The following is a 22034-nucleotide window of genomic DNA, read 5'->3' as shown; positions in this document are numbered from 1 at the left end:
TTCACCAAAACCGGCGATGCGGCCGGGAAACAGATAGGTTCGATGTAGTTATTATAACAACAACGAACCATTTAGAAACGCCGAAATCGGCTTCCGCTCTCTAAAACTTTCAATCTTTCTTCAATCCGCCGACAAAAGCCGGATTTCCTTCGTCTGCAAGGAAAATCCGGCTGAGAGCGGAACCCGTGCGGCAGTATGCCGCGCAGCTTTGCCGAAGCAGGGGGCCGTTAAAGCTTCGGTGCCTCTGGCCGGACTCTCCAGGTTACGGTTACCGACTTCCGGAGAGCCGTGCCCAGAGCAAGGAGCCACACGATCATCCCGGCTGCTGCCGTGAGCGTCCAGGGCGACAGCTCGGCGACGGACATGCCCGAAGCCGTCTGGAATCCGATGCCCGCGACCGCCAGCATCCAGCCGAGTGAGCCGGCGTGGACGAGCACGACTTTGCGGGACTGCGCGTCATCCGATTTTTCCAGCAGCCAGCCAAGCAGCGGAAGCGTCTGAACCGCATGAAACCCCAGCCCGTGCAGAACAATCAGATTGCCCGAAGAGCCGGTGAAGCGGCTCTGGAGCACGATCATGCCGATACCCGCCGCGACAGCCGCCATCGTGGAGAGAAACCCGTAACGGATGCCGAGAATAACAAGCGGCCGCTCCGCAAGTACCGATTTTCTAAAAAAAGCCGCGGCAAGCCAGACGATGAGAACAATCAGCAGCATGGAGTCAAGACCGAAGGTGATGCCTGCGATGTGATCGACGGCGGAGCCCGCCTGCGTAAACCGCGGATTGATTCCCCTCAGATGCTGGACGGATTCCAGCAGATAAGCTGCTCCTGCCGTAAATGCGAGCAGCCAGCGGAATACTTTGCGCGAGCGGCTGCCCATTCCGGCCAATGGAAGAATGGCCGCTATCGACAAGATGAAAATACCTAGCGCCGCATTAAAGGAAAAGGCGCTTTCCACATTGCCTTCCGGGAGGACCCGGCTTCCGTATAAGGTCATATAAACCGCCATAAAAGCGGCAAGGACCAAGCCTGCCAAACCCGTCCAGATGAGTACGCGTTCGCCTGAAAACATCGATTTGGAGCCGTCATGCCCGTTATAAAAAGCTGGTTTCATTTTGCCCACATCCTATTCTTGAATATTTATTTATTAGTCAATAAATGATCCTGCAAAAAAATAGGCAGCCTTAACGTGCCGCCTTGCTAGGTTTCCTAGCAGTTCAAATCTTTGAAAGGAAGCATCTCGGGAAGCTGCAGCACATCCGAAGTTACGATCAGAAGTCCGATTGCCATGAAATTTCCGGCTGCCGTCTCGACCTCGTCCATTCCGGTTTCTTCGAATTTTCGCACGATGGTGGTGTGTATCAGCGCAAACTTCTCGCTCATATGCCTGCGGATTTCGGGTTCTGATATGGCAGGCGCCTGCAAGACCATCAACATTTCCGCCCGGTTAGCCCGCATGAGATCTTTGAACGCCTGGCCCATTGATTCCATAATGAGATCCCCTGGAGCTTCCACCTGCATGAAGACATCATAGAGCCGCTGTACGGCCCGGTCAATCACCGCCTTGAACAGTTCTTCTTTGCTTTTGAAAAAATGAAACACATACGGCTGGGTCACGCCCGCCGCTTTAGCCACCATGGCTGTCGTTGCTTTGTAATACCCAAGTTCCGCGAATATTCCAACGGCTGCGTTTATAATCTGTTCTTTGCGATCTTCGCGGACAACCAATTGCGTACCTCCTTTTTATTTATCGATAAATAAATAATAAAAGCCGAATGACCGTTTCGTCAAGAGGCACCGTAAAAAAATGTTAAAAAGCCGCCAGGCTTGGATGCCCGGCGGCCGTTATTTTTAAAGTCTTATTTGCTCAAAATGTCTGTAAGAACGGGAACGATCTGCGATTTGCGGGAAACGACGCCTTTCAGCACCGCTTTGTTGTCGGCAAGCGTTACGTTGTACGCTTCTTCCACCGCTTTAGCGGAGGAGCCGAGCGCCAGACCGATGGAATCGTTGTTAAGAATATCCGTTACGACAAACAGGAAAAGATCCAGCCCTTTTTTCTCGATAATCGCGTTCAAAGCCGCTTCCAGCTCGTCCTGGCGGGCGAGTACTTCATTCGTGTCCACCGCGTTTACCTGCGCGATTTCCACCTTGCGGGAGCCCATCTGGAACTCTTTCGCGTCCAGCGAAATAAGCTGCTCGATCGTTTTGTCGCTGAGGTCCGCGCCCGCTTTGAGCATGTCCAGTCCGTAGCTTTCGAGGTTAACGCCGGCGATCTCCGCCAGTTCGCGGGCGGCCGCCACGTCCTGCTCCGTGCAGGTCGGCGATTTCAGCAGCAGCGTGTCCGAAATGATGGCGGACACCATCAGTCCGGCAATGTTTTGCGGAACGGACTTGCCGTTTTCTTTGTACAGCTTGTTCAAAATCGTCGCCGTGCAGCCGACAGGTTCGGCGCGGTAGTAAAGCGGGCCGCTCGTCTCGAAATTCGCGATGCGGTGGTGGTCGATGACTTCGGCTACGCGCACTTGATCGATGTCGCTGACGCTCTGCTGACGTTCGTTATGATCGACGAGAATAACGGTCTTGACTTCGCCGGCAACCGTCTCGACAAGACGGGGAGCTTCTGCCTTAAAAGTATCCAGCGCGAATTGGGTTTCGCCGCTTACGGCTCCCAGGCGGACCGCTTCTACGTTTTCGCCAAGCTGGGTCTTCAGGTCTGCATATGCGAGTGCGGAACAAATGGTGTCGGTGTCCGGGTTTTTGTGTCCGAAAATCAATGTTTTTTCCATCAATAAAGGCTCCTTACTTCGTTTGAATTTGAAATGGATCGCAAAAAGAGCTAAAAATCCTAACTCGATTATAGCGTTAAAATCATCTTATTCCAATCCCTATACAGAGAATAATCGGACGGCCGCTTTAAAGTCTCCTGCCCACGTACAAAAGGTGCGAGGAAGAGCCGAGATTGTAGGGATCTTCGGCCGCTTGCATGATCAGATCCAGCACTCTCCGGGAGACTTCCTCCCCTTGCGAGCGCCAGTAATCCCACTGCTCCTCCGTCATTCCGCCGGCGATACTTCCGGAACCGATCAGCTTGACCGTCCCGAAGCCGTTCGTCTCCATGAACGGGACGATATCGCCTACCGGAAAATAGTACGCGCCGGTAAAACGCCCGTCATCGCTGTGATCGAAGCGGCCCGTTTCGGCGAAAGCCTCCAGCCCGCGGACCGTATCGCTCGGCTTCCAATTCAGCGGATCTCTCAGGGAATTGGCGAGGTGCCTTATCCGCGGCATAAAAGCGACAAAGACCCAGCCGTCTTTGGCGGTTACCCGGTGAAGCTCGCCTACCGCCTTCACCCGGTCTTCAGCGGCTTGCAGGTGATAAAGCGGACCGAGCATCAAGGAGGCGTCGAACTGCCCGTCTCCGAACAGGCTGAGGTCCCTGGCATCGGCTGCATGAAAGCCGCGGAACCGGTCCAGCAGCCCCAGCTCGCCGGCTTTGCTCCGCGCCGTTTCCACGAGCTTCGGCGTCAAGTCGGCCAAGGTCACGTTGTGGCCCCGACGAGCCAGCTCCATGGCGTATTTGCCCGGCCCCGCCCCGTTATCCAGAACAGCGGAGCCCGCGGGCAGATACTTTTTTATAAAAGACAAATTTATGGTGTATTCCCACGGTTCCCGGTCCAGCCTCCCCCACTCGTCAAATTGGCTGTAGTAGTTTACGATAGGTTCCATTTTTGCGCCTCCCGATTGCTGTTACCCCAAACAATTCGAGCTGAAAGCCGTTTTTCCTTTTCACGAGACAGGAATTAGGAGACGGATGTTTAATAGGAGTAAAGGTGTGGAGTTATTTAGAAGACAGAAACCGTATAAAAAGGAGAAAAAAACGATGAACATTACGGAACTGCGTCATGGCGAACCTTATCCGATGGACCTGCTTCTGCTTGCCGATCCTTCGGAAGAACTGGTTCGGGAATACATACAGAGAGGACGCTGCTTTACCGGAGCGGCTGCGGACGGGACCGTGATAGGCGTCTATGTGCTGCTGCCGACCCGCCCGGGGACGGTCGAGCTCGTCAACGTGGCGGTCCGCGAGGATTGTCACGGCAGAGGCTACGGCAAGGAGCTGGTTCTCCATGCCGTCGGGCAGGCCCGGGAGATCGGCTTCAAAACGATCGAAATCGGAACAGGCAGCACCGGGGTCGCCCAGCTTGCGCTCTATCAAAAGTGCGGATTCCGGATTACGGGAATCGACAAAGATTTTTTCGTCCGGCATTATGCCGAAGAAATCTATGAGAACGGGATGCAGGTTATCGATATGGTCCGGATGTCCCAGGATTTATAAGATTTTAATGAATTCGCTCTCAACCTCCGACATTTTCTTCGCTTTCCGTTTGGTATGCTTAGGATGCGCTTAGAGAACTAAGTGTACAAATGGAGGGATGAACGATGGCAGAGTCCGAAAATGAAATTCAATTGTCTGAAGAAGAAGCCGCAGCCTCAGAAACAGCCGCTGCCGGCGAGGTAGAAGCAGCCCCGGAAGCCCAAGCGGAGGCGGAAAGCGCCGCCGATGCTGAGGAAACCGAAACGGCGGAAGATGTCGCCCCGGACGCGGATGCCTTAGAAGACAGTACGGAAGAGGTCGACGGCGAAGTCCCGGAAGCCGATGGAACCGGTGAAGCGGATGAATCCGTCGAAGACACGGCATCCGAAGACGTTACCGATTAATCCCTGCAATCCCTTCGCAATCCTTACTTACATCTGCCGAGCCTGTTCCTGTAGGAACAGGCTTTTTATGCGGCCGGCCGGCATCCGTTCGGCACTCAAAAAGCGGCGGATCTCTCGTATACAGCACAAAAAGCATGAAAAAAGGCTTCCCGCGGCCATCCGAAGACGCGCCTGGTAAGCCTCTTGCCAGCCAGCATGACGGGATTCGGTAAAGGCAATAAGCCGTCCCTTCATCCCCGCATTTTATTCGTCCTGCGGAAGATGCTCCCTGCAGAACGTATCGACGACCGCAAGCTCTTCGTCCTCAAGATCGAACTCAAGGTAGGTATCCGTCGAATTTTCATGGAGATCGTACTTGATTATCCGGCTTTGGCCTTCGTCCACGCCGTATATGACCCGCAGATAGATTCCGTTAGCCGTGTACAGCTCGTCGTCTTCCGGAACGTCTACCTCCAGATTAAATTCATAACGCTTTCCCGGAATAATCCCGAACGGGTCTTTTACAAGTTCTGCACTAAAAGCTGTAATCGTTAGCATGTCAGCATTCCTTTCTCATCAAAACCTTCGAAGCCTATTATACACCGAATCCGGGAATTTCCCATCCCCTCTCTTCCGGGCGATTTTTTAGGATATCAGTCCGAGTGCTTTAGCCTGTTCTTCGGTCAGGACAAATTCTTCGTTGGCCCACACATCGTCCTCTTGATTCAAGCCGAACATTTTCATCACTTCGGGCCAGATTCCCTTTTCCAGCGCCTCGCTCTGCGTAATCATGATCTTCATCTCTTCTTCCCCCTTCGAATGGTCATTGCTTCATCCCGCTTCTCTTCATTCATTACCCAGAAATGCAAGTACTATGACAGCCGAAGCTTCCTGAATTTTAAAAGCAGGAGCGGTCTGTCTGAAATCCGTTCATTAATCTTATTAATAATTATCCCCCTTAATTAGATGGATATCTGAAAGGCAAACGGGACATTATTGCAAAAAGGCCTGCCGAGCAAATGCTCGGCAGGCTTTTATGTCAATAAGCTAGGGTATGTGCCGGTCGGTTAAAGCGCTCAAGTTGAGCGATTAACCTTCAAGCAGCAGGGATTCCGGATCTTCGAGCAGTTCTTTGACGGTTACGAGGAAGCGAACCGCCTCGCTGCCGTCTACGATACGGTGATCGTAGGAAAGCGCGATGTACATCATCGGACGGTTTTCCATTCTTTCCGCATCGATCGCAACCGGACGGATCTGGATTTTGTGCATGCCCAGAATGCCCACTTGCGGAGCGTTAAGAATCGGTGTGGACAGCAGGGAACCGAATACGCCGCCGTTCGTGATCGTGAACGTACCGCCTTGAAGGTCGGACAGCGCCAGTGTGTTGGCACGCGCTTTGCCGGCCAGGTCTCCGATTTGCTTCTCGATATCCGCAAAGCTCAGACGATCCGCTTCGCGAACGACCGGAACGACTAACCCTTCTTTCGCGGATACGGCGATACCGATGTCGTAGAACTGCTTCACTACGATATCGTCTCCGTCGATCTCGGCGTTCAGATGAGGGAATTTCTTCAACGCGCCAACGACCGCTTTCGTGAAGAAGGACATAAAGCCCAGACCCACATCGTGCTTGTCAAGGAACGCCTGCTTGCGGCGTTTGCGCACGTCGAGAATCGCCGTCATGTCGACTTCGTTGAAAGTCGTTAGCATGGCAGCCGTGTGCTGAGCTTCCACCAGACGGTTCGCGATAGTCTGACGGCGGCGGGACATGCGCTTGCGCTCAACCGGTTTGCCCGGTACCGCTTGCTGTGCGGCTTGTGCGGCGCCCCCGGACTTCGCTGCAGCCGGCGCGCTCGCCGGTTGTGCCGCTTGCGTGCCGTGGGACTTCACGTCGTCCGAGTATACGCGGCCGATCGGATCCTGCGATTTGACCTGGCTCAGGTCGATACCGCGCTCTCTGGCAAGCTTTCTGGCTGCCGGCGAAGCGGCCAGCGACGCGCTGTCGCTATCCGCTGCGGAAGCCGCTGGAGCTTTGGCAGGAGCTTGAGCCGCCGGGGAAGCTGCAGGAGCTTCCGCCGCTTTCGGAGCCTCAGGCGCTGCTGCAGGAGCCGCAGACGCCGGTGCGCCGGAGGAAGCGCCGATCACGCCGACGATTTCGCCGACCGATACGTTGTCGCCTTCCTGTTTGCGGATCTCAGAAAGGACGCCGTCTTGTTCCGCGCTGATTTCCAGGTTCACTTTGTCCGTTTCAAGTTCAACAAGCAAGTCGCCTTGACTTACCGTATTTCCTTCAGTCACAAGCCATTTAGAGATGGTTGCCTCAGTAATAGATTCGCCTAATTCAGGCACTTTAATATCAGCCACGATGGTGACCTCCTATGCAGGTTTATTATTCCGGTTGTTTAAGAGCGAGCGAGATAATCTGGTTATGTTCGAACGTATGAATCTCCTGGAAGCCGCTGGCCGGGCTGGAGCGGTCAGGCAGACCCACGTAACGCACGTTGACTTTATCCGGCGCAAGGGAACGGATTCTGGATTCCATGAAGTTCCAGGAGCCCATGTTCCGGGGTTCTTCCTGTACCCAGACGATTTCTTTCAGTCCAGGGAACTTCGCGATGATTTCCGAGATATCCTGTTCCGGCAGCGGATAAAGCTGCTCTACGCGGGCAATATGAAGCCACGAGAAATCGCGGTCTTCGGAAGTTTCAAGCGCTTCTTCCAGATCGATCGCCATTTTACCGGTGGTCAGCACAAGACGTTTCACTTTCTTCGGCTGATCGCCAAGGCCTTTCTGTTCCATGACCGGCAGGAAGGAGCTTTCGCTGAATTCCTTGCCGTCGGACGATACGCGCGCGTTACGGATAAGGCTTTTCGGCGCCATAATCACGAGCGGACGAGCCTCTTCACGTTCCGTAATGGCAGCCTGGCGGCGGAGAATATGGAAATATTGCGCCGCGCTGCTCAGGTTCGCGACCGTCCAGTTGTTCTCTGCGGAAAGCTGCAGGAAACGTTCCAGACGGGCACTGGAATGCTCCGGTCCTTGACCTTCGTAGCCGTGCGGCAGAAGCATCACGAGACTGGATTTTTGCTCCCATTTGGAGCGGCCCGCGGAAATGAACTGGTCGATGATCACCTGCGCCGCATTGGCGAAATCGCCGTACTGGGCTTCCCAGATCACGAGAGTTTCCGGCGAATACACGTTGTAGCCGTATTCGAAAGCAAGGACAGAGCCTTCGGACAGCGGGCTGTTGTAAATCGCGAACGATGCGCGCGCCTGAGGCAGCTTGTGCAGCGGCGAGTAGGTCGAGCCGTTCTTCACATCGTGAAGAACGAGATGGCGATGCGCGAACGTTCCGCGCCCTACGTCTTGTCCGCTGATCCGGATCGGCTTGCCGTCTGCCAGGATCGAAGCGAATGCCAGCGTCTCCGCGAGCGCCCAGTCTACCTTGCCGCCTTCGTTAAGCGCGTCTCCGCGGCGTTCCAGGATACGCTGCAATTTCGGGTAGACGTTGAAATCTTCCGGCCATGTAATCAGCTCGCGGTTGATTTCCTGCAGTTCCTGAAGCGGAACGGCTGTCTTGATTTTCTTGAGATCGTCGAAAATAGCCGGCTCGGCGACACGCTTTCCCTTGCCTTGGTGATTTTTGACGAGTTCGTACGCTTCCTGAAGCGTGTTCTGGATGTTCTGGATCATCTGCTGGTAGCCGTTGTCGTCTACGAGCCCTTCCTGCTTCAGCTTTTCCGCATAGAGGACGGAGATCGTCGAATGGTTCTTCACTTTGCCGTACATCAGCGGCTGAGTCGTTTCCGGATCGTCGTTCTCGTTGTGTCCGTAACGACGGTAGCCGATCAGGTCGATCAGGAAGTCTTTCTTGAACCGGTTGCGATATTCGCAAGCCAGACGCGCCGCCGCAAGGCATGCTTCCGGGTCGTCCGCGTTAACGTGAACGATCGGAATCTCGTACCCTTTGGCCAGGTCGCTCGCATAGTGAGTGGAGCGGGAATCCGTGCTGTCGGTCGTGAAACCTACCCGGTTGTTGACGATGATATGGATCGTTCCGCCGTTCTCGTAACCGGTCAGCTTCGTAAAGTTGAGTGTCTCCGCAACGATACCTTCACCAGGGAACGCGGCGTCGCCGTGCATGACAATACAAGCCGCCTTGTTCAGATCCTGTTCTGGATAGCCGGGATTTTTGCGATTATCTTGTGCCGCACGCGCAAAGCCCTCAACGACTGCGCCTACAAACTCCAAGTGACTCGGGTTGTTCGCGAGTGTCAGCTTGGCTTCTCTAGTTTCGCCTTCCTTGATTGAGCGTCGTGCACCCAGGTGGTACTTTACGTCCCCTGTCCAGCCGTAGTTGATTCCCGTGGAACCTTCGGATGGAATGATGTCTTTGTTCGGCGCATGATGGAATTCCGCAAAAATTTTCTTATACGGCTTACCCAGAATGTGAGCGAGCACGTTTAAGCGTCCGCGGTGGGCCATCCCCATCAGAATGTGTTCCGCTCCGTCGTGAACGACTTCATGAACGATTTCGTCTAAAAGTGGAATAAGTACGTCCGTACCCTGCAGGGAGAAACGCTTCTGACCGACGAACGTGCGGTGCAGGAAGCTTTCGAACTGCTCTGTCTGTACCAGGCGGTCCAGAAGCTTGGTCCGCTCTTCTTTGGTCAGCGGCTCGATAGATGCGCCCGATTCCGCTTGACGGTTCAGCCAATTACGCTCGTCTTCCTCATGAACATGGCTGAACTCGAAACCGATCGACTGGGAATATCTTTGACGCAGGCGCTGGATCGCTTCCCAGCCGTTCGCCACGTCGGACGGAGCTTCTTCCCACACGATTGAAGCCGGCATTGCCAACAGATCTTCTTTGGTCAGACCGTATGTGCCCGGCTCAAGAAGTCTGGTATCCGGGTTGGTGCTCAGACCCAGCGGGTCCAGGTTGGCAGCTAAGTGCCCGTATGTGCGAATATTCCACACCAGTTTGCCGACGGCGACGACTTTCTTCAGTACGTTCGGGTCGCTGGTGGTAGTGGTTCCTGCGTTTGCCTGACCTTCGGATTGAACGGTTTGTACCGATGCCGGAGGCGCTCCAAAACGCGCAAACAGGTCCCGATAAGCTGCTTCCACAGAGTCGGGATCGTTCAGATACTGCTCATACTTCTCTTGAATGTAACCTAGGTTCGGCCCGTAATAAGATTCCCAGGGCCACCGACTGCCTTCCACTTCATTCCTCATAGCTGTAATTTTCCGCCTCACTTTTAAGATATTAGTTCTGCTCGTATAGAACATCCTAGCATAACAATAACGATAGCCCTCCTCGTCGAGAATTTCTCCTCAATTTCAGGTATCGTCATCAAATGTGGAAATTACAATACTTATTATAATGCAGTCTATAGAAAAGTCCAAAAAAATTGCGCATTTTGTCACAAGAGTTCACAATTTAACCGGCAATTATGACTTTTTTGGTAAAAACCTCATAGATTGCCGGTTTTTTCGACAAATTTTCAGACAATTCACCTTAAAAAAAGAGGAATTTCAACCGTTATTTCTTCTCCGGCATCGCCCGTTCTTCGAAATGTTCAGAAAGTGTTCGCAATCCTTCCGCCAATTCTGGTCCGGAAACCGGTCTTCCGTGTCCGGTGACGGCCAAAGACGGCTGTAATCCTTCCAGAAACCGGACGGAGATTTTGGCCGCTTCCCAGTCGGTCGTAAAATATTTCGGGGGTCCGTTTACCTCCGGCGTCTGCATGATCACTTTATAAAGCGACTCCTGCTTGACGTTCACGAAAGCGTCACCCGCGATCAATGCCTTATCCTTGTCCCGGAAAAGGGAAATATGCCCGGGTGTGTGTCCCGGCGTATGAATCCATCTCCACTCCTGCATTTCGGGTATGGAGCCGTCCGGCGGAAGCTTGCGCAAATAGTTGCCCAGATCAATCCCGTCGTTCGGGAAAACGGGCGACATTTTGGCGACGAGTCCGCTGTCCACGTCCGGGTCGGCGGGCGGATAGTCCTGCATGCCGTTCAGATAAGGAAATTCGAGCTCGTGCGCGTAGACAGGCGCGTTCCACCGCTTAACAAGCTCGATGATGGCCCCGACATGGTCGAAATGACCGTGGGTCAATACAATCGCGCGCGGAGGCACGGTCCCGAACCGCTTTTCCGCGGCTTGGATAATCTCGTCCGCTGAACGCGGCATTCCCGCGTCCACAAGCACCCAGCCCTGCGGATTGCTGACTTCCCCCACAAACACGACATTCACGATCTGCAGGGTGAGGCAGTAGATGTCCGGGGCGGCCTCGGTCCCTTCCCCGCTCTTGATAGACGTAACCGGCAACCTTTTGTCTTCAAATGTATTTTCCATCCATCCGGCTCCTCTCCGTACTCCGTAGTTTTCCAGATAAGGCTGCGCCTGCTTATACTTACCCCATTGCCCGCAAAAAAATCGGCTCTTTCCCGGGTTTTCTGCGTGTTGTCGGATGCGTTCGTGCGTTAAAGCCGAATAAGGGGACAGGAGGTATAAATCTTCCCTCTTTTCACAAAATAGGAAAAACCGCCGGAAAGGTGATCGGCTATGCGTTTCAAAAAATGGATACGTTTGTTTTCCAGTACGAATCCCCCTTCGCCCGTCATCCGGCAAATTCATGCCGATCCTCCCGTGCTTTCCAGGATCAAGGAACAGTTTAAAGACTGCAGCGATCTTACCCAGCGGGAGTTTCCGGAGCCGGAGATCACGCTTTTTTATTTCAAACACATGGTCAGCCCCGATTTGCTCGAGCGTGAAATTCTGACCCCGCTCGAAAATATCCAGGAGAACGAAACGGACCAGCTGCTGCAAAATTCGATTTTTCTCCGTGTGACCGAGGAAAACATCCTTGTCGAGAAAATCGTCAGCGGCTGGGCCGCCCTGTTCGTCAAGGGGGCCGCCTATGCCGTCGATATTTACGGGCCCGAAGTCCGGGTCATCGAACAGTCGGAGACGGAAGGCGTTATCGTCGGCCCCCACGACGCTTTTACGGAATCTCCGGAAGCGAACTTGTCTCTCATCCGCAGGCGGGTGAAAAGCAACCGCCTGAAAGTCCAAGCGTTTACCGTAGGCGAGGTTACGAACAGCAAAATATTCGTCCTCTACATCGATGGAATCGCCAACATGGATTACGTCAATACGATGACGCAGCGTATACAGGCCATCGAGACGGACGCGATCTTCGATGCAACCATGCTCGTCCAGCTCATCGACGATTTTCCCAACTCGTTGTTTCCGGTTATGCTGAACACGGAACGCCCCGACGTTGCGGCCTCCAAACTTGTGGAAGGCAAAGTCGTCACTATTGTCGAGCAGAGCCCGTCGGTCATCTGCGGGCCGACTTCCTTTTTCGAATTTTTTATTTCGCCGGACGACTATTACAGCCGTTGGGCGGTCGGCACCGCGACCCGCTTACTGCGTTACACGGCTTTTGTCATCACGATTTCGTTTACGGCTCTCTACGTCTCCGTTACGACTTACCACTACGAGATGATTCCGGACAATCTGATCACGACGCTGACGGAATCACGCAGCCGCGTCCCTTTTCCGCCCGTTTTCGAGGCGCTTCTGATGGAGACGACGATTGAACTGCTCCGGGAAGCCGGAGCCCGGCTCCCGACCAAAATCGGCCAAACGATCGGCATCGTTGGCGGTATCGTCATCGGACAGGCGGCCGTCCAGGCGGGTTTTACGAGCAATATCCTGATTATTGCGGTGGCCTCTTCGGCGATAGCCTCTTACGTGATTCCCAGCTATACAATGAGCGCTTCCATCCGGCTGATCCGCTTCGGTCTGGTTATCGCCGCCGGCGTGCTCGGCAATTTCGGCATAATGGCCGGTATCGCACTGGTCATCATCCACCTGGCCAAATTAACGAGCTTGGGCGCTCCATATACGATTCCCGTCGCCCCCCTCAAATTAAAGGACTGGAAGGACATCTTTATCCGCGCCCCTTTCTGGAGCCTGAAAAGCCGACCTGCTCAATCCTTGTCGATGAACAAAAAATACAACAAGCTCAAAAAGTAGGTGGTTGCTTTGTCCAGGGAAAGATTGTATACCCACCATGTCGGATTTCTCGTTTTCAATACGCAGATGGGCGTCGTGTTCTTCACTCTTCCCCGGATCGCGGCCACCTATTTCGGAACGAACGGATGGGCATCCATGCTGATCGTCTGTGTAATCGCCACCTTCAATATCTACCTGATTTCGCTTGTCAACAAATTAGGCAAGGGAGAGTCTTTCTTCGATATCCTAGAGAAAGCGATTTCCAAGTGGGTGCTGGCGCCGCTTTACCTGTTCATGACCGCCGTGTTCAGTATGATCGGGTGCCTGGTAGTCAAGCAGTATGTGCTCATTTACCAGCTTCTGATTTTTCCGTCTACGCCCGATATCGTGTTGAAGCTGGTAGTCGATCTGCTTGTACTGCTTCTTCTTCTCAAAGGAATTTATACCATTTCGAAAGCGAACATCATATTCTGTCTGCTTTTGCTGCTGCTTGCCCCGATATTCGTTGCTTTTACGACGGAGTTTGATTCGGTCCGGCTAACCACCTCCCTTTTTAAAGATGGAGAGAACAGTGTCAAGGGATTCATCACCATGTACAGCGCGTCTATGGGTTACGAGATCAGTCTCTTCTTCATTCCCTACGCAAGCAGGAGCGTCAAGTGGATGCGGGGAGTTTATATCGGAAATTTCGTGGTTACGTTCGTCTATCTTATGGTGACCTTCATCTGTTACGGCGTGTTCAGCTATGTCCAGCTTAAACTTCAATCTTTCCCGCTGCTGGATTTGCTTGCTTATTTGAAATTTCCGTTTATGGAACGCATTCAGAATTTCCTTTACAGCGTTTTTCTGATTTCGGTTATCGTTACGTCCTCCATGTATTTCTGGACCAGCAAAGAGACCCTTAGCAGGCTGGTTCCCAAAATAAAAGGGACCTATCTATCCGCAGCCATCATGTTTGCCACGTTTTTTATTTCCTATATGGCCCAGACCCTGACCGTCGTGGAGAAGTGGTTCGGTTATCTCAGTGTCATGATTATTGCGCTGGCGTTCTTTCTTCCGGTATTTGCCCTCGTTGTCCTACTTTTCCGTAAAAGGAGTCTGCCGAATGTTTAAGATGCGGCATCTTTTTCTTCCTTCGCTGCTTTTCCTTACCGGATGCTCAAGCGACCAGAATATACTGGAAAAGATCGGATACATCCAATCCGCCGCTTATGACTGGGCGCCCGACAACAAAATGAAGGTCACCCTCAGTATCCCGGTGATCGAGAGGGAGTCCCGGGACGGATACGACGAAATACTGACCATTACAGCTTCGAGCAGCAAAGCGGCGAAAAACCTGCTGTCCCGGAAAACGAGCCGGACCCTGGTCAGCGGCCAGCTCAGAAACCTGCTTTACGGCATCGAGCTGGCCAAAACCGGGCTGCGTCGGAACATGGACTCCATTTTGCGCGATCCTTCCATCTCCAAGAGATCCAACATTATCCTGACGGAAGGCGAAGCGCACGATATCATCAACCGGGATTACACGGGGCATCCCAAAACGGAACAATATGTAGACAAACTGCTTCAAAAAGAATTCCAGCTTCAGAATACGCCGCGCATTCTCCTCCATCAATTTATCCGGGATTATTTTGATGAAGGCATCGATCCCATCGCGACCGTCATCCGCATTTCCGGTAACGATTTGGAAGTCAGCGGGATCGGTTTATTCAAAGAAGATGTGTATATCACGAAGCTGCCTACGAAAGACATGATCTTTTTCAATCTGCTGTACCAGAATCAGAAGCAGGGCGAATTTTCATTTACCCTGAACGACGAGGATACCAAATCGATCATGTTCAATGCCATCTCCAGCAAGCGGAAAATTAAAATCCGCCGAGATGAGGAGGGCGTTCTTCATGCGGATATACAAATGGTAGTCCATGGAAGCGTCCTTGAGTATATCGGCAAACTAAATTTAAGCACGGATGACAGCGCCAAGGTCGAGAAGATGATGTCGGCCTATATCTCGGAGCATTCCGAGAGGGTCCTCTCGTTTATGCAAAAACACGGCGTCGATAGCATCGGGCTTGGCCGGTATGTCTGGAACGAACTGGGGTATGCGGAGTGGAAGAAGCTGGACTGGGCAGAGGCCTATCCGTCCGTACAAGTCCATGTCAATGCCGATTTCCATATCAAAAATTTCGGTAATTTCTTTGATTGAACGCAGACAAATGCAAGAAAAGGCGCGGCAGCCCGTTTTGATGGGTGCCGCGTCTTTTCTGTTGATTTCTCCGAAGTTCGAATTTCCGCCGAAGTACTTATTTTTCCTCCATGCCTTGTGCGTAAGGAGCTTTCCTTGTATACTGTCTTAGCAAACATATGTTTGCATTCCTATCATCGTCAGTCAACGGAGGCATTATGAAAGGTTCAACTCATCTCGCAATCGGCACTGCCATCGGACTTGCCGCGTCCGCTTTTCATCCCTTTACCCCAACGAATTTTGCGGTGTACATATCGGTGGCCGCTTTCTCCGCGTTGAGCGCGGATCTGGACGGTCCCAGCATGCTGAGCAGCAAGCTCGGCAAAATTTCCAAATGGCTGCGCGAAGTGTTTCTGTGGGGAGGCGCTTTGCTTGTAGCAGCCGTGGCCTACCTCTTTTTTACGGAGCATCAGTTTTACCCGGAACGGATGACGATCGCGGTCATGATTTTTCTGATCGGCTTCGTGACCAAGGAAGGAATCATCCGCAACGCGCTGGTCAGTCTGGTCGGAGCGGGCCTCATTTACTGGGGCTGGAATACTCAAATGAGATGGCTGATCGGACTCGGCGCTTTTGTCGTCTGGGCTCCCTGGTTGAAACACCGCGGGATGACGCACACGGTATGGGCGCTTGCGGCTTGGGGCGCCATCGGCATGGAGCTGGAGAAACAGCTGCAGCTGGAAGGCATTATGATGGTCGCCGTCGCGGGCTACTTCTCCCATCTGTTCGCCGATACCTTGACGCCAAGCGGTGTGAAATGGCTGTATCCGTTCTACAAAAAGTCTTTCAAAATCCCGTTTTTGTAGGTTTTGAAGGGCATCGTCCTCCATCGTCGTCTTATTAGGCAGATCACATAAGGACGGTGGAAGACATTGAATAAATCACCAGATTTTACAGCATCGTTTTTTTATTTGCTTGCTCTACTTCCCATGGGACTGTTCGGCTTTGTATATGCAGTCGTAGGGATAGCATTGTCAATCGGGCTTATGCCGATTTTTATCGGATTCCCGCTTCTTCTGTTTGTACTGCGGACGAATCGGAACCTGACGGACCTGGACGCCCGACTCGCCTCCCGGCTGCTCGGCCTGGAACCGCAGACCAAGGCGGAAACGTCCGGCGGCACTCATCGGGGAGAACGGAAGTCCTTCTGGGCCCTGCTCGGCGCGGAGCTGGTCGACGCAAGATCGTTCAGCGCGCTGCTTTGGCAGTTCATCCGGCTGCCGCTTGGCATTCTCGCTTTTGCGTTCGCGGTCTCGATTGCCTCGGTCGTCCTGGCTCTGCTGGTTTCTCCGATTGTGTACTGGGTTCTTCTTCAGACCCTCCACATCGATATATTTCAGGATCAGCTGAACTTCTTCCTGATGAACGAACGAATCGATTCCATGCAGCTTTCCCTGATCCATACGGGAATCGGCATCCTGGCAGCTCCTGTCGGCGTGATCGCTATCCGCAAACTGGCCCAGTTCATGGGCTCTATCGCCGTGGAGATGACCCGCATCGGGGCGCCGGCGTATCATTCCGCTCCCCGGTTCCGATAGTATAAAGAGCTGTCTCCCTCAGGGGAAGACAGCTCTTTTTTAGTACATTCTTTTCCGCTGTGGCTCCTTCGGGATTCTATCCCAAACGACAATGAGCAGAGTAGCCAGCGGCCCGATCAGCAGCGAAATGAAAAACCAGTTTAATCCGCTCCTGTTTTTCCCTTGGGCCAGACCCGCATTGATGAGCGCCAGTGTCAGCCAGCCGATCCCGTTTTCCCCGTTTACCTCCAAAGTCGCGTCCCTCCATTCCCCGCATGCTTGAGCCTCAGGAAATAATCGGAGAAATAAGCGATTCATTTCCCGGGCAACCGCATAAAACGCTAAGATAATCGTTCAGATGACATCCTTCTCCAAACCCTGTAATTCCGCTTCAAAAATGCAACTCCCACGCCGAAAAATCATTCGTTTTCCGTGAGAGGAAAATAGTCCGATACCCGGGATTCCAGGAGTTCGATGAGCTCCTCGTCCATAAATCCGTACTCGTCCGGAATCTCCAGGCAAATCACCCGCTTATGCCTCACGATAGAGCCGAATTTCTCCTCGATTCTTCTTTTATGCTTCTTCTCCATGACGAAAATAACGTCCGCCCAGCCCACGTGACCTTCCGTCACCTTTATTCGCGCGTTCTGTTCCGTTCCGGCGGAACGGACCTGCCAATCTTTTAGCCCGTTAAACACTTTCTCAGCCGTTAAGCTTCGCCACCTGTTGCGGCTGCAAAGAAATAATAGTTTAATGGTCCGCCTCTCTCCCTCGTAACGCGAAATTCAGCAGGAGCCGGCCTTCGCAGATGTTACTTACCAGATTTAATGCCGAAATGCTGACAAACGCGAGTCCCCCGTAATCAAACAACTCGGCCCCTTTGTATAACGATAGGGTACGGTAAAGGCTGATGGGCTCCCGCCCCGGAAAGCGGAACGTATACTCGTTCTCCACCTGGGTCATTACGTTTTTAAAAACCTGTACGGACAAGTATAATTCGCCTTCCAGACGAATGAGAGCATATTCCTTATGACTTTCCGGATAAACGTCAAAATCCGCAGATTCTACCGCATATTCCGGCGAATGTTTCATAATCAAGTGAAGCTGGTCCCCCGTTATCGGTACTCCAAGTGCTCTCAGATACGCCCCCTGTTGAAAATCCACAAGCTTAGACAAGGACATAAGTATAAAACCGCCCACTAGACTTATAAACGCTGCCGGCAGATTGCCTGCCGAAAAAGAGAAAAACGTTCCGAACACGAGCAGAAACAAGCCTGCGATGCTTTGAATAGTCGTCACGGCGACTTCCTTCCTAGAACCGGATTTGTTTGAGCTGGGTCAGCAGGCGGTCGGCCTTTTTCCGGATTGTGCTCCTGTTGTCGGGGAGAAGCTGTACCCCGGCAATGGCGGCGATTTCCTCGCTTACTTCACCGATTGTCAAAAAATCCGTATCTATGTGATGTTTGAAAACTTCCTGCGAGAGTCCCTCCCTGCAGCGGTCAATCTGACGGGCCGCCCACGAATTCGCGCCTTCTCCTCTCGATCTTAATCGTTTGAGTAGCGTTTCCTTGGATGCGCAGAGGGCGAAATGGTGAACCGTCCTGTTATCCCGGCGCAGCCTTCCCACGATCTCGTCGAAATAAACCGGGTTGACGAGCGTCATCGGAACGAGGATAACGCCGTCAAATTTGCCGCTTATGTAGTTCAGCATGCCGTAATTGCTTTCCCGCCACATCGGATAATCTTGAAAATCATCCAGCGCCGTGGAAGAAGGCACATTTTTGCGTATAAAATAGCCCGCGTTTTCGGGATCGTATAAAAACGAGCCGGGTATCCGCCGGTGCAGTTCGTATGTCGTTTGGGACTTACCGGATCCAAAAGCGCCGTTCACCCATATAATCACGTAAGTCACTCGCTTTCCTGAAATGTGTGAAACCGCTCTAGCTCTCCAGAGTCAACACGGCCACCGAGTATTTATGCGGAATAGGCAACACCGCGTCGAAGTCGGACAGATTCCGCAGCAGTTCGCCGCTCGCCTTCATGCGGAGTTCCTCGGATTCGTTGGCCAGCCAGGAAACCGACCTGATTTTGCCGCACCAGTCTTCGTGGGTATAGGCAAGCGTATAAGCCTGTTCCCATTCGTGCCTGAGACGGAATCCATGCCGCTCCCACTCCTCAAACCAATTTACGGGAAAACCGCTTCTTCTTTCCCTCACTTCCGCGTTCGAGCCTGCCGGCTTCAGGACGATTCCGTTTTCTTTCAAAGTGCGGAACGTGAGCCGAACAGCCTCCGATGTGGATTCAAATACGGAATTGATCACGATGAGGCTGCCCCCGGGCATCAGATGCCGCCGGATATTTCCCAGCGTTCGATCGCGATCGAACCAGTGCCAGGCCCGGACGGCCGTCACGAACGAGTACGTCCCGGGCAGCCGGAATTCCTCGGCGGCGGCCTGTACGTACGGAATTTGTTCCAGTCCGGCCTGACGGGTTTGCGCGACAGCCGCTTCGATCAGCTCGGCCGAAGGCTCGATCCCCGTAACTTCTGCCCCGCGCTCCGCAAGAGCTCTGGTGAAAATACCGGTGCCGGAGCCGAGATCCAGTCCCTTCCTGCCCCCAAAATCGGTCCCGCGCGCTTTCAGCTGACGAAACAGCAGATCGGGAAGGGCATCCCGGTATTTCGCGTAGTCGCCGGATACTTTTCCGAAATTAGTTGTCATGATCTTTCACCTCTGCTATCTACCTTACAGGCAAAAGCAAACGATGTAAAAATCATCCTTTTAATCGGTGAGATAACAAAAAGTTTTCTCCCTACTCGTACTCGGCCATCCCTGCGAATACAAGACGGTCCGCTCCGGACGCGGCACTTTTTCCCCGGTTTTTTAAGGGGTAGCCGAAATTGAATAGGAGCACCACCGTATTCCAGGCGGTTCCCTCCGGAAGTCCTTGCGCCTCGAACTCAGGAATGATCTTTTCGTCGTACGAACATCCTGCCAGCAGCTCAGCTAACGAAGAGGTTTCTTCCAGGGCTAGATAGGCTTCGAAAAAATCTTCGTCGAACCAGTTGATTCCGAAGTCGGCGAAAAATGCCGGCAATACGCTTTCTCCGTCTTCATCATACGTAAATTCGGTATACTGCCTGAGGCCTTCATCCTCGCTGAACTGTCCCACCCACAAGGAAACAAAGCCGGGGCGTTCCCCGGTAAGCTCCTTTTCTTCCTCAGCGTTTGGCATTAAACCGGCCTCCTATATACGTAAATTATGCTGACAGCCTCAATACATTCTCTTCTCATAGCTGTCCTTCAACCCTATGGAAACCTCATCCGCCGTAATGTCCGGACGATTGGCGTGAGCGGCAATCATTACCGGCACGGAGGGCAGCGCCGCAGGCCAGGTCTTCATGTCCCACAGTTCGGACCGTTTAAACGCTTTCGCACAGTGGAGAAAAACCTCTTCCACCTCGACCCCGATCGCCAGCTTCGGAATCTTGCCGTGCGCCTCAAGCGGAGCGAGCAGATCGGGTTCTCTCGTCAGGCACGCTTTTCCGTTGATCCGCAAGGTTTCTTCCAGGCCCGGTATAATGAAAATAAGTCCGATATGCGGATTCTCCAGGATATTCCGGTATGTATTCATGCGCCGGTTGCCCGGCCTTTCGGGGATAATCAGATGATGATCGTCCAGCACCTTCACGAAACCGGGCGCATCGCCTCTCGGCGAAACGTCGCAATTTCCCCGGAGATCGGCCGTTGACGCAAACAGGATAGGCGACAGCCCGATAAACTCCCGGCAGTGCCGCTCCATATAAGTGATTTTCATCGCTTCCACGATTTTGTTGGGGTACCCCAGCATCTCCCGCAATTCCGCTTCGGCTTCGATCCGGTCCTCAAAATAGTCCATCTATTCAACCTCCTTTCATTGGAACAATTTTACTTTATTTTTGATTATATCGGATTTTGTATCCCGCTTGCATCTTTTCGGGTTAAACGAAAAAAAGCCGGTAATCCGCCCAAGCAGATTCCGGCCGTTCACTTTGGGAGAGCAGCGCTACTGCGAACCCCCTTTACCGCGTATGTAAGACGGCGCATGGACCGTATCAATAAGCAGCAGCCCGTCAAACTGGTCGCGTGGAATGAAGCTTTCCTGCATCAATCCCCAATCGAGTGAAAGACGGGGTTCGAACATCCAGGAAGTTCCGGGCTTGTCTTTACGATATTTGATATCTACAAACGTATAAGGGTGCCCGTGCTGCTTCAAAATGTCTTCGAGCGAGCCCCGTTCCGGCTTAACGATGGGATAGCTCTGCCCCATATTGTTGGCGGCTTCGCCTTGATACGCATACAGGCCGATCACGTAGCTCTGCTTCTTTAAGCGGGCCGGCATGCTCTCACCCATAAGGCTCAGACCCGAGTAGGCGGAATTTAAAACCGCCGAGTTTTTCTTCCGGATATGTACGTTGTGTCCCCAGACAATGATTTTCTTGTCCGGATAAATTTGTTCGGCAAGCCAGGTCAGATTAGCGGCCATCATCTCGTCACGCATCCTAACGGTTTCCTGGAAGGGGACGATATCGTTCTTCTTGAGCGCAAGGTTGCTTCGGATATTCGCTTCGGTATACGTTTGGATGACCTCGATGCGGTTATCCAGGACGCGCAGCGTCATCTCGATCAAGTGCGGATTGCGGGGATAGTCCGCTTTCAGCTTGTCGGCGTTCTCTTTCACAAACGTTCTCATGCTCGCATACGTTTCCAGCAGGCGCGGTTTCGCTTTGGCGTATCCCGCTTCGTCTTCACTGAAGCTCCAATCGCCCAGCTCCTGCTCCGCATCCGCGAATGCTCCGGCCAGTTTGGCGTCTCTGGACCCGATCCAGTCACGGACGAACTCCGAATACGGAGACTGAATTTGCATATCGAATCCGCCTAGGATCAAAGGTTTGTCCGTTTCGAGCGTCTGCTTGATATAGTCGAATAGAGGCAGCGTCTCCTTAGACCACCACACTCCGAAAATGGCCTCTTTCATCATTTGTTCCGGGGTCGAATCGGCGCTTTTGGCAAGGGCGGCGGACGCATTTCCAAGTCCCGATTCGAAAGCGATGACATCGTAACCGAGCTCCTGGTGCAGGTATTGAATGAGGCGGACTTTCGAAGAACTGTATTCCGCCGCCCCGTGTGTGTTTTCACCGAGGTAGACCAATTTTTTGTCGATCAGCAGCGGTTTCAGAAATTCCAGATCCTTGAACCGGTCTTTCTCTATGACGCCTTTCGCGCTTGCTTCAGGCTGGATGCGGTCCAGGGCATAAGCATGGCTTTGAATCCAGTTCGCCCAGTTTCGGCCGTATTGCTGCGTTGTGCTGACTACAGGCGGCTTGCTGTCCGCAGCGGTATCGGCGGCTGCCATTCCCGCAGCGGGAAAAGCGCAGACGGCGGCTATTGTCAAGGCGATAGTCGTTTTGATCGTTTTTAGTTTCAGATGATGTGAATACAAAAGAAATTCCCCCTAGTAAGTAAGCCGGTAAGTAAAAGCGTCCTAACGAAGATGAC

General features: G+C 52.9%; 24 protein-coding genes. 7 read left to right on the top strand and 17 right to left on the bottom strand.

Annotated elements, in window-relative coordinates:
- Positions 1-227: 227 nt before the first annotated feature.
- The 4 genes from ABH899_RS13725 to ABH899_RS13710 all read right to left on the bottom strand — a co-directional run bounded on the left by ABH899_RS13725 (position 228) and on the right by ABH899_RS13710 (position 3730).
- Positions 228-1115, bottom strand: coding sequence for a hypothetical protein (locus ABH899_RS13725; RefSeq protein WP_369996977.1), 888 nt, complete (start codon positions 1113-1115; stop codon positions 228-230).
- A 95-nt stretch (positions 1116-1210) separates the two neighbouring features.
- Positions 1211-1729, bottom strand: a complete 519-nt coding sequence (locus ABH899_RS13720) for a TetR/AcrR family transcriptional regulator (protein WP_369996974.1) — start codon at positions 1727-1729, stop codon at positions 1211-1213.
- Positions 1730-1860: 131 nt separating this feature from the next.
- On the bottom strand, positions 1861-2790 hold the full coding sequence (locus ABH899_RS13715) for a manganese-dependent inorganic pyrophosphatase (RefSeq protein ID WP_326050379.1): 930 nt from the start codon (positions 2788-2790) through the stop codon (positions 1861-1863).
- Between the two features lie 127 nt (positions 2791-2917).
- Positions 2918-3730, bottom strand: coding sequence for a class I SAM-dependent methyltransferase (locus tag ABH899_RS13710; RefSeq protein WP_369996971.1), 813 nt, complete (start codon positions 3728-3730; stop codon positions 2918-2920).
- 154 nt (positions 3731-3884) lie between these two features.
- Between ABH899_RS13710 and ABH899_RS13705 the strand changes: the two genes are divergently transcribed.
- Together ABH899_RS13705 and ABH899_RS13700 are read left to right on the top strand one after the other, a co-directional pair.
- Positions 3885-4340 carry a GNAT family N-acetyltransferase gene (locus tag ABH899_RS13705; protein WP_369996968.1) on the top strand — a complete coding sequence of 152 codons (456 nt, stop codon included), beginning with the start codon at positions 3885-3887 and terminating at the stop codon, positions 4338-4340.
- A 104-nt stretch (positions 4341-4444) separates the two neighbouring features.
- The gene (locus ABH899_RS13700) at positions 4445-4723 is read left to right on the top strand and encodes a hypothetical protein (RefSeq protein ID WP_369996965.1); all 279 of its coding nucleotides are present in this window, start codon (positions 4445-4447) and stop codon (positions 4721-4723) included.
- 243 nt (positions 4724-4966) lie between these two features.
- On the opposite strand, the gene ABH899_RS13695 is transcribed toward ABH899_RS13700, so the two are convergent.
- The 5 genes from ABH899_RS13695 to ABH899_RS13675 form a co-directional block, all read right to left on the bottom strand.
- Positions 4967-5260 (bottom strand): DUF6509 family protein, encoded by a 294-nt coding sequence (locus ABH899_RS13695; protein ID WP_218228678.1) that lies wholly within the window; start codon positions 5258-5260, stop codon positions 4967-4969.
- An 87-nt stretch (positions 5261-5347) separates the two neighbouring features.
- The gene (locus ABH899_RS13690) at positions 5348-5503 is read right to left on the bottom strand and encodes a hypothetical protein (protein WP_009672761.1); all 156 of its coding nucleotides are present in this window, start codon (positions 5501-5503) and stop codon (positions 5348-5350) included.
- Positions 5504-5791: 288 nt separating this feature from the next.
- On the bottom strand, positions 5792-7066 hold the full coding sequence (gene odhB, locus ABH899_RS13685; RefSeq protein WP_369996963.1) for a 2-oxoglutarate dehydrogenase complex dihydrolipoyllysine-residue succinyltransferase: 1275 nt from the start codon (positions 7064-7066) through the stop codon (positions 5792-5794).
- A 25-nt stretch (positions 7067-7091) separates the two neighbouring features.
- Complete coding sequence (locus tag ABH899_RS13680) at positions 7092-9941, bottom strand: 2-oxoglutarate dehydrogenase E1 component (RefSeq protein ID WP_369996960.1); 2850 nt, start codon at positions 9939-9941, stop codon at positions 7092-7094.
- A 307-nt stretch (positions 9942-10248) separates the two neighbouring features.
- On the bottom strand, positions 10249-11070 hold the full coding sequence (locus tag ABH899_RS13675; protein ID WP_369996957.1) for an MBL fold metallo-hydrolase: 822 nt from the start codon (positions 11068-11070) through the stop codon (positions 10249-10251).
- 210 nt (positions 11071-11280) lie between these two features.
- Here ABH899_RS13675 and ABH899_RS13670 point away from each other — a divergent pair, with 210 nt between their 5' ends.
- The 5 genes from ABH899_RS13670 to ABH899_RS13650 all read left to right on the top strand — a co-directional run bounded on the left by ABH899_RS13670 (position 11281) and on the right by ABH899_RS13650 (position 16518).
- Positions 11281-12759 carry a spore germination protein gene (locus ABH899_RS13670; RefSeq protein ID WP_009672856.1) on the top strand — a complete coding sequence of 493 codons (1479 nt, stop codon included), beginning with the start codon at positions 11281-11283 and terminating at the stop codon, positions 12757-12759.
- A gap of 9 nt (positions 12760-12768) precedes the next feature.
- Positions 12769-13851: a GerAB/ArcD/ProY family transporter gene (locus ABH899_RS13665; RefSeq protein WP_369996953.1), complete on the top strand. Its 1083-nt coding sequence runs from the start codon at positions 12769-12771 to the stop codon at positions 13849-13851.
- The gene (locus tag ABH899_RS13660) at positions 13844-14941 is read left to right on the top strand and encodes a Ger(x)C family spore germination protein (RefSeq protein ID WP_369996951.1); all 1098 of its coding nucleotides are present in this window, start codon (positions 13844-13846) and stop codon (positions 14939-14941) included. The genes ABH899_RS13665 and ABH899_RS13660 overlap by 8 nt, the downstream gene beginning before the upstream one ends.
- A 197-nt stretch (positions 14942-15138) precedes the next feature.
- Positions 15139-15786: a metal-dependent hydrolase gene (locus tag ABH899_RS13655; protein ID WP_369996949.1), complete on the top strand. Its 648-nt coding sequence runs from the start codon at positions 15139-15141 to the stop codon at positions 15784-15786.
- Positions 15787-15852: 66 nt separating this feature from the next.
- The gene (locus tag ABH899_RS13650; protein WP_369996948.1) at positions 15853-16518 is read left to right on the top strand and encodes a sensor domain-containing protein; all 666 of its coding nucleotides are present in this window, start codon (positions 15853-15855) and stop codon (positions 16516-16518) included.
- Positions 16519-16557: 39 nt separating this feature from the next.
- On the opposite strand, the gene ABH899_RS13645 is transcribed toward ABH899_RS13650, so the two are convergent.
- The 8 genes from ABH899_RS13645 to ABH899_RS13610 form a co-directional block, all read right to left on the bottom strand.
- Positions 16558-16749: a hypothetical protein gene (locus ABH899_RS13645; protein ID WP_009672779.1), complete on the bottom strand. Its 192-nt coding sequence runs from the start codon at positions 16747-16749 to the stop codon at positions 16558-16560.
- Positions 16750-16916: 167 nt separating this feature from the next.
- Entirely contained in the window at positions 16917-17195 is a 279-nt protein-coding gene (locus tag ABH899_RS13640; RefSeq protein ID WP_369996947.1) for a protein tyrosine phosphatase, read from the bottom strand.
- 52 nt (positions 17196-17247) lie between these two features.
- Positions 17248-17796: a hypothetical protein gene (locus ABH899_RS13635; protein WP_369996945.1), complete on the bottom strand. Its 549-nt coding sequence runs from the start codon at positions 17794-17796 to the stop codon at positions 17248-17250.
- Positions 17797-17809: 13 nt separating this feature from the next.
- Positions 17810-18400, bottom strand: coding sequence for an AAA family ATPase (locus ABH899_RS13630; protein WP_369997407.1), 591 nt, complete (start codon positions 18398-18400; stop codon positions 17810-17812).
- A gap of 37 nt (positions 18401-18437) precedes the next feature.
- Positions 18438-19217 (bottom strand): class I SAM-dependent methyltransferase, encoded by a 780-nt coding sequence (locus ABH899_RS13625; RefSeq protein WP_369996944.1) that lies wholly within the window; start codon positions 19215-19217, stop codon positions 18438-18440.
- Between the two features lie 91 nt (positions 19218-19308).
- On the bottom strand, positions 19309-19731 hold the full coding sequence (locus ABH899_RS13620; RefSeq protein WP_369996941.1) for an immunity 22 family protein: 423 nt from the start codon (positions 19729-19731) through the stop codon (positions 19309-19311).
- A gap of 39 nt (positions 19732-19770) precedes the next feature.
- Positions 19771-20394 carry an MSMEG_1061 family FMN-dependent PPOX-type flavoprotein gene (locus ABH899_RS13615; RefSeq protein ID WP_369996939.1) on the bottom strand — a complete coding sequence of 208 codons (624 nt, stop codon included), beginning with the start codon at positions 20392-20394 and terminating at the stop codon, positions 19771-19773.
- A 147-nt stretch (positions 20395-20541) separates the two neighbouring features.
- On the bottom strand, positions 20542-21978 hold the full coding sequence (locus ABH899_RS13610; protein WP_369996937.1) for an erythromycin esterase family protein: 1437 nt from the start codon (positions 21976-21978) through the stop codon (positions 20542-20544).
- Between the last annotated feature and the right edge of the window lie 56 nt (positions 21979-22034).

It is taken from the genome of Paenibacillus sp. RC84, assembly GCF_041260495.1.
GTDB lineage: Bacteria > Bacillota > Bacilli > Paenibacillales > NBRC-103111 > Paenibacillus_F.
This window is presented reverse-complemented; position numbering and strand designations above follow the sequence as displayed.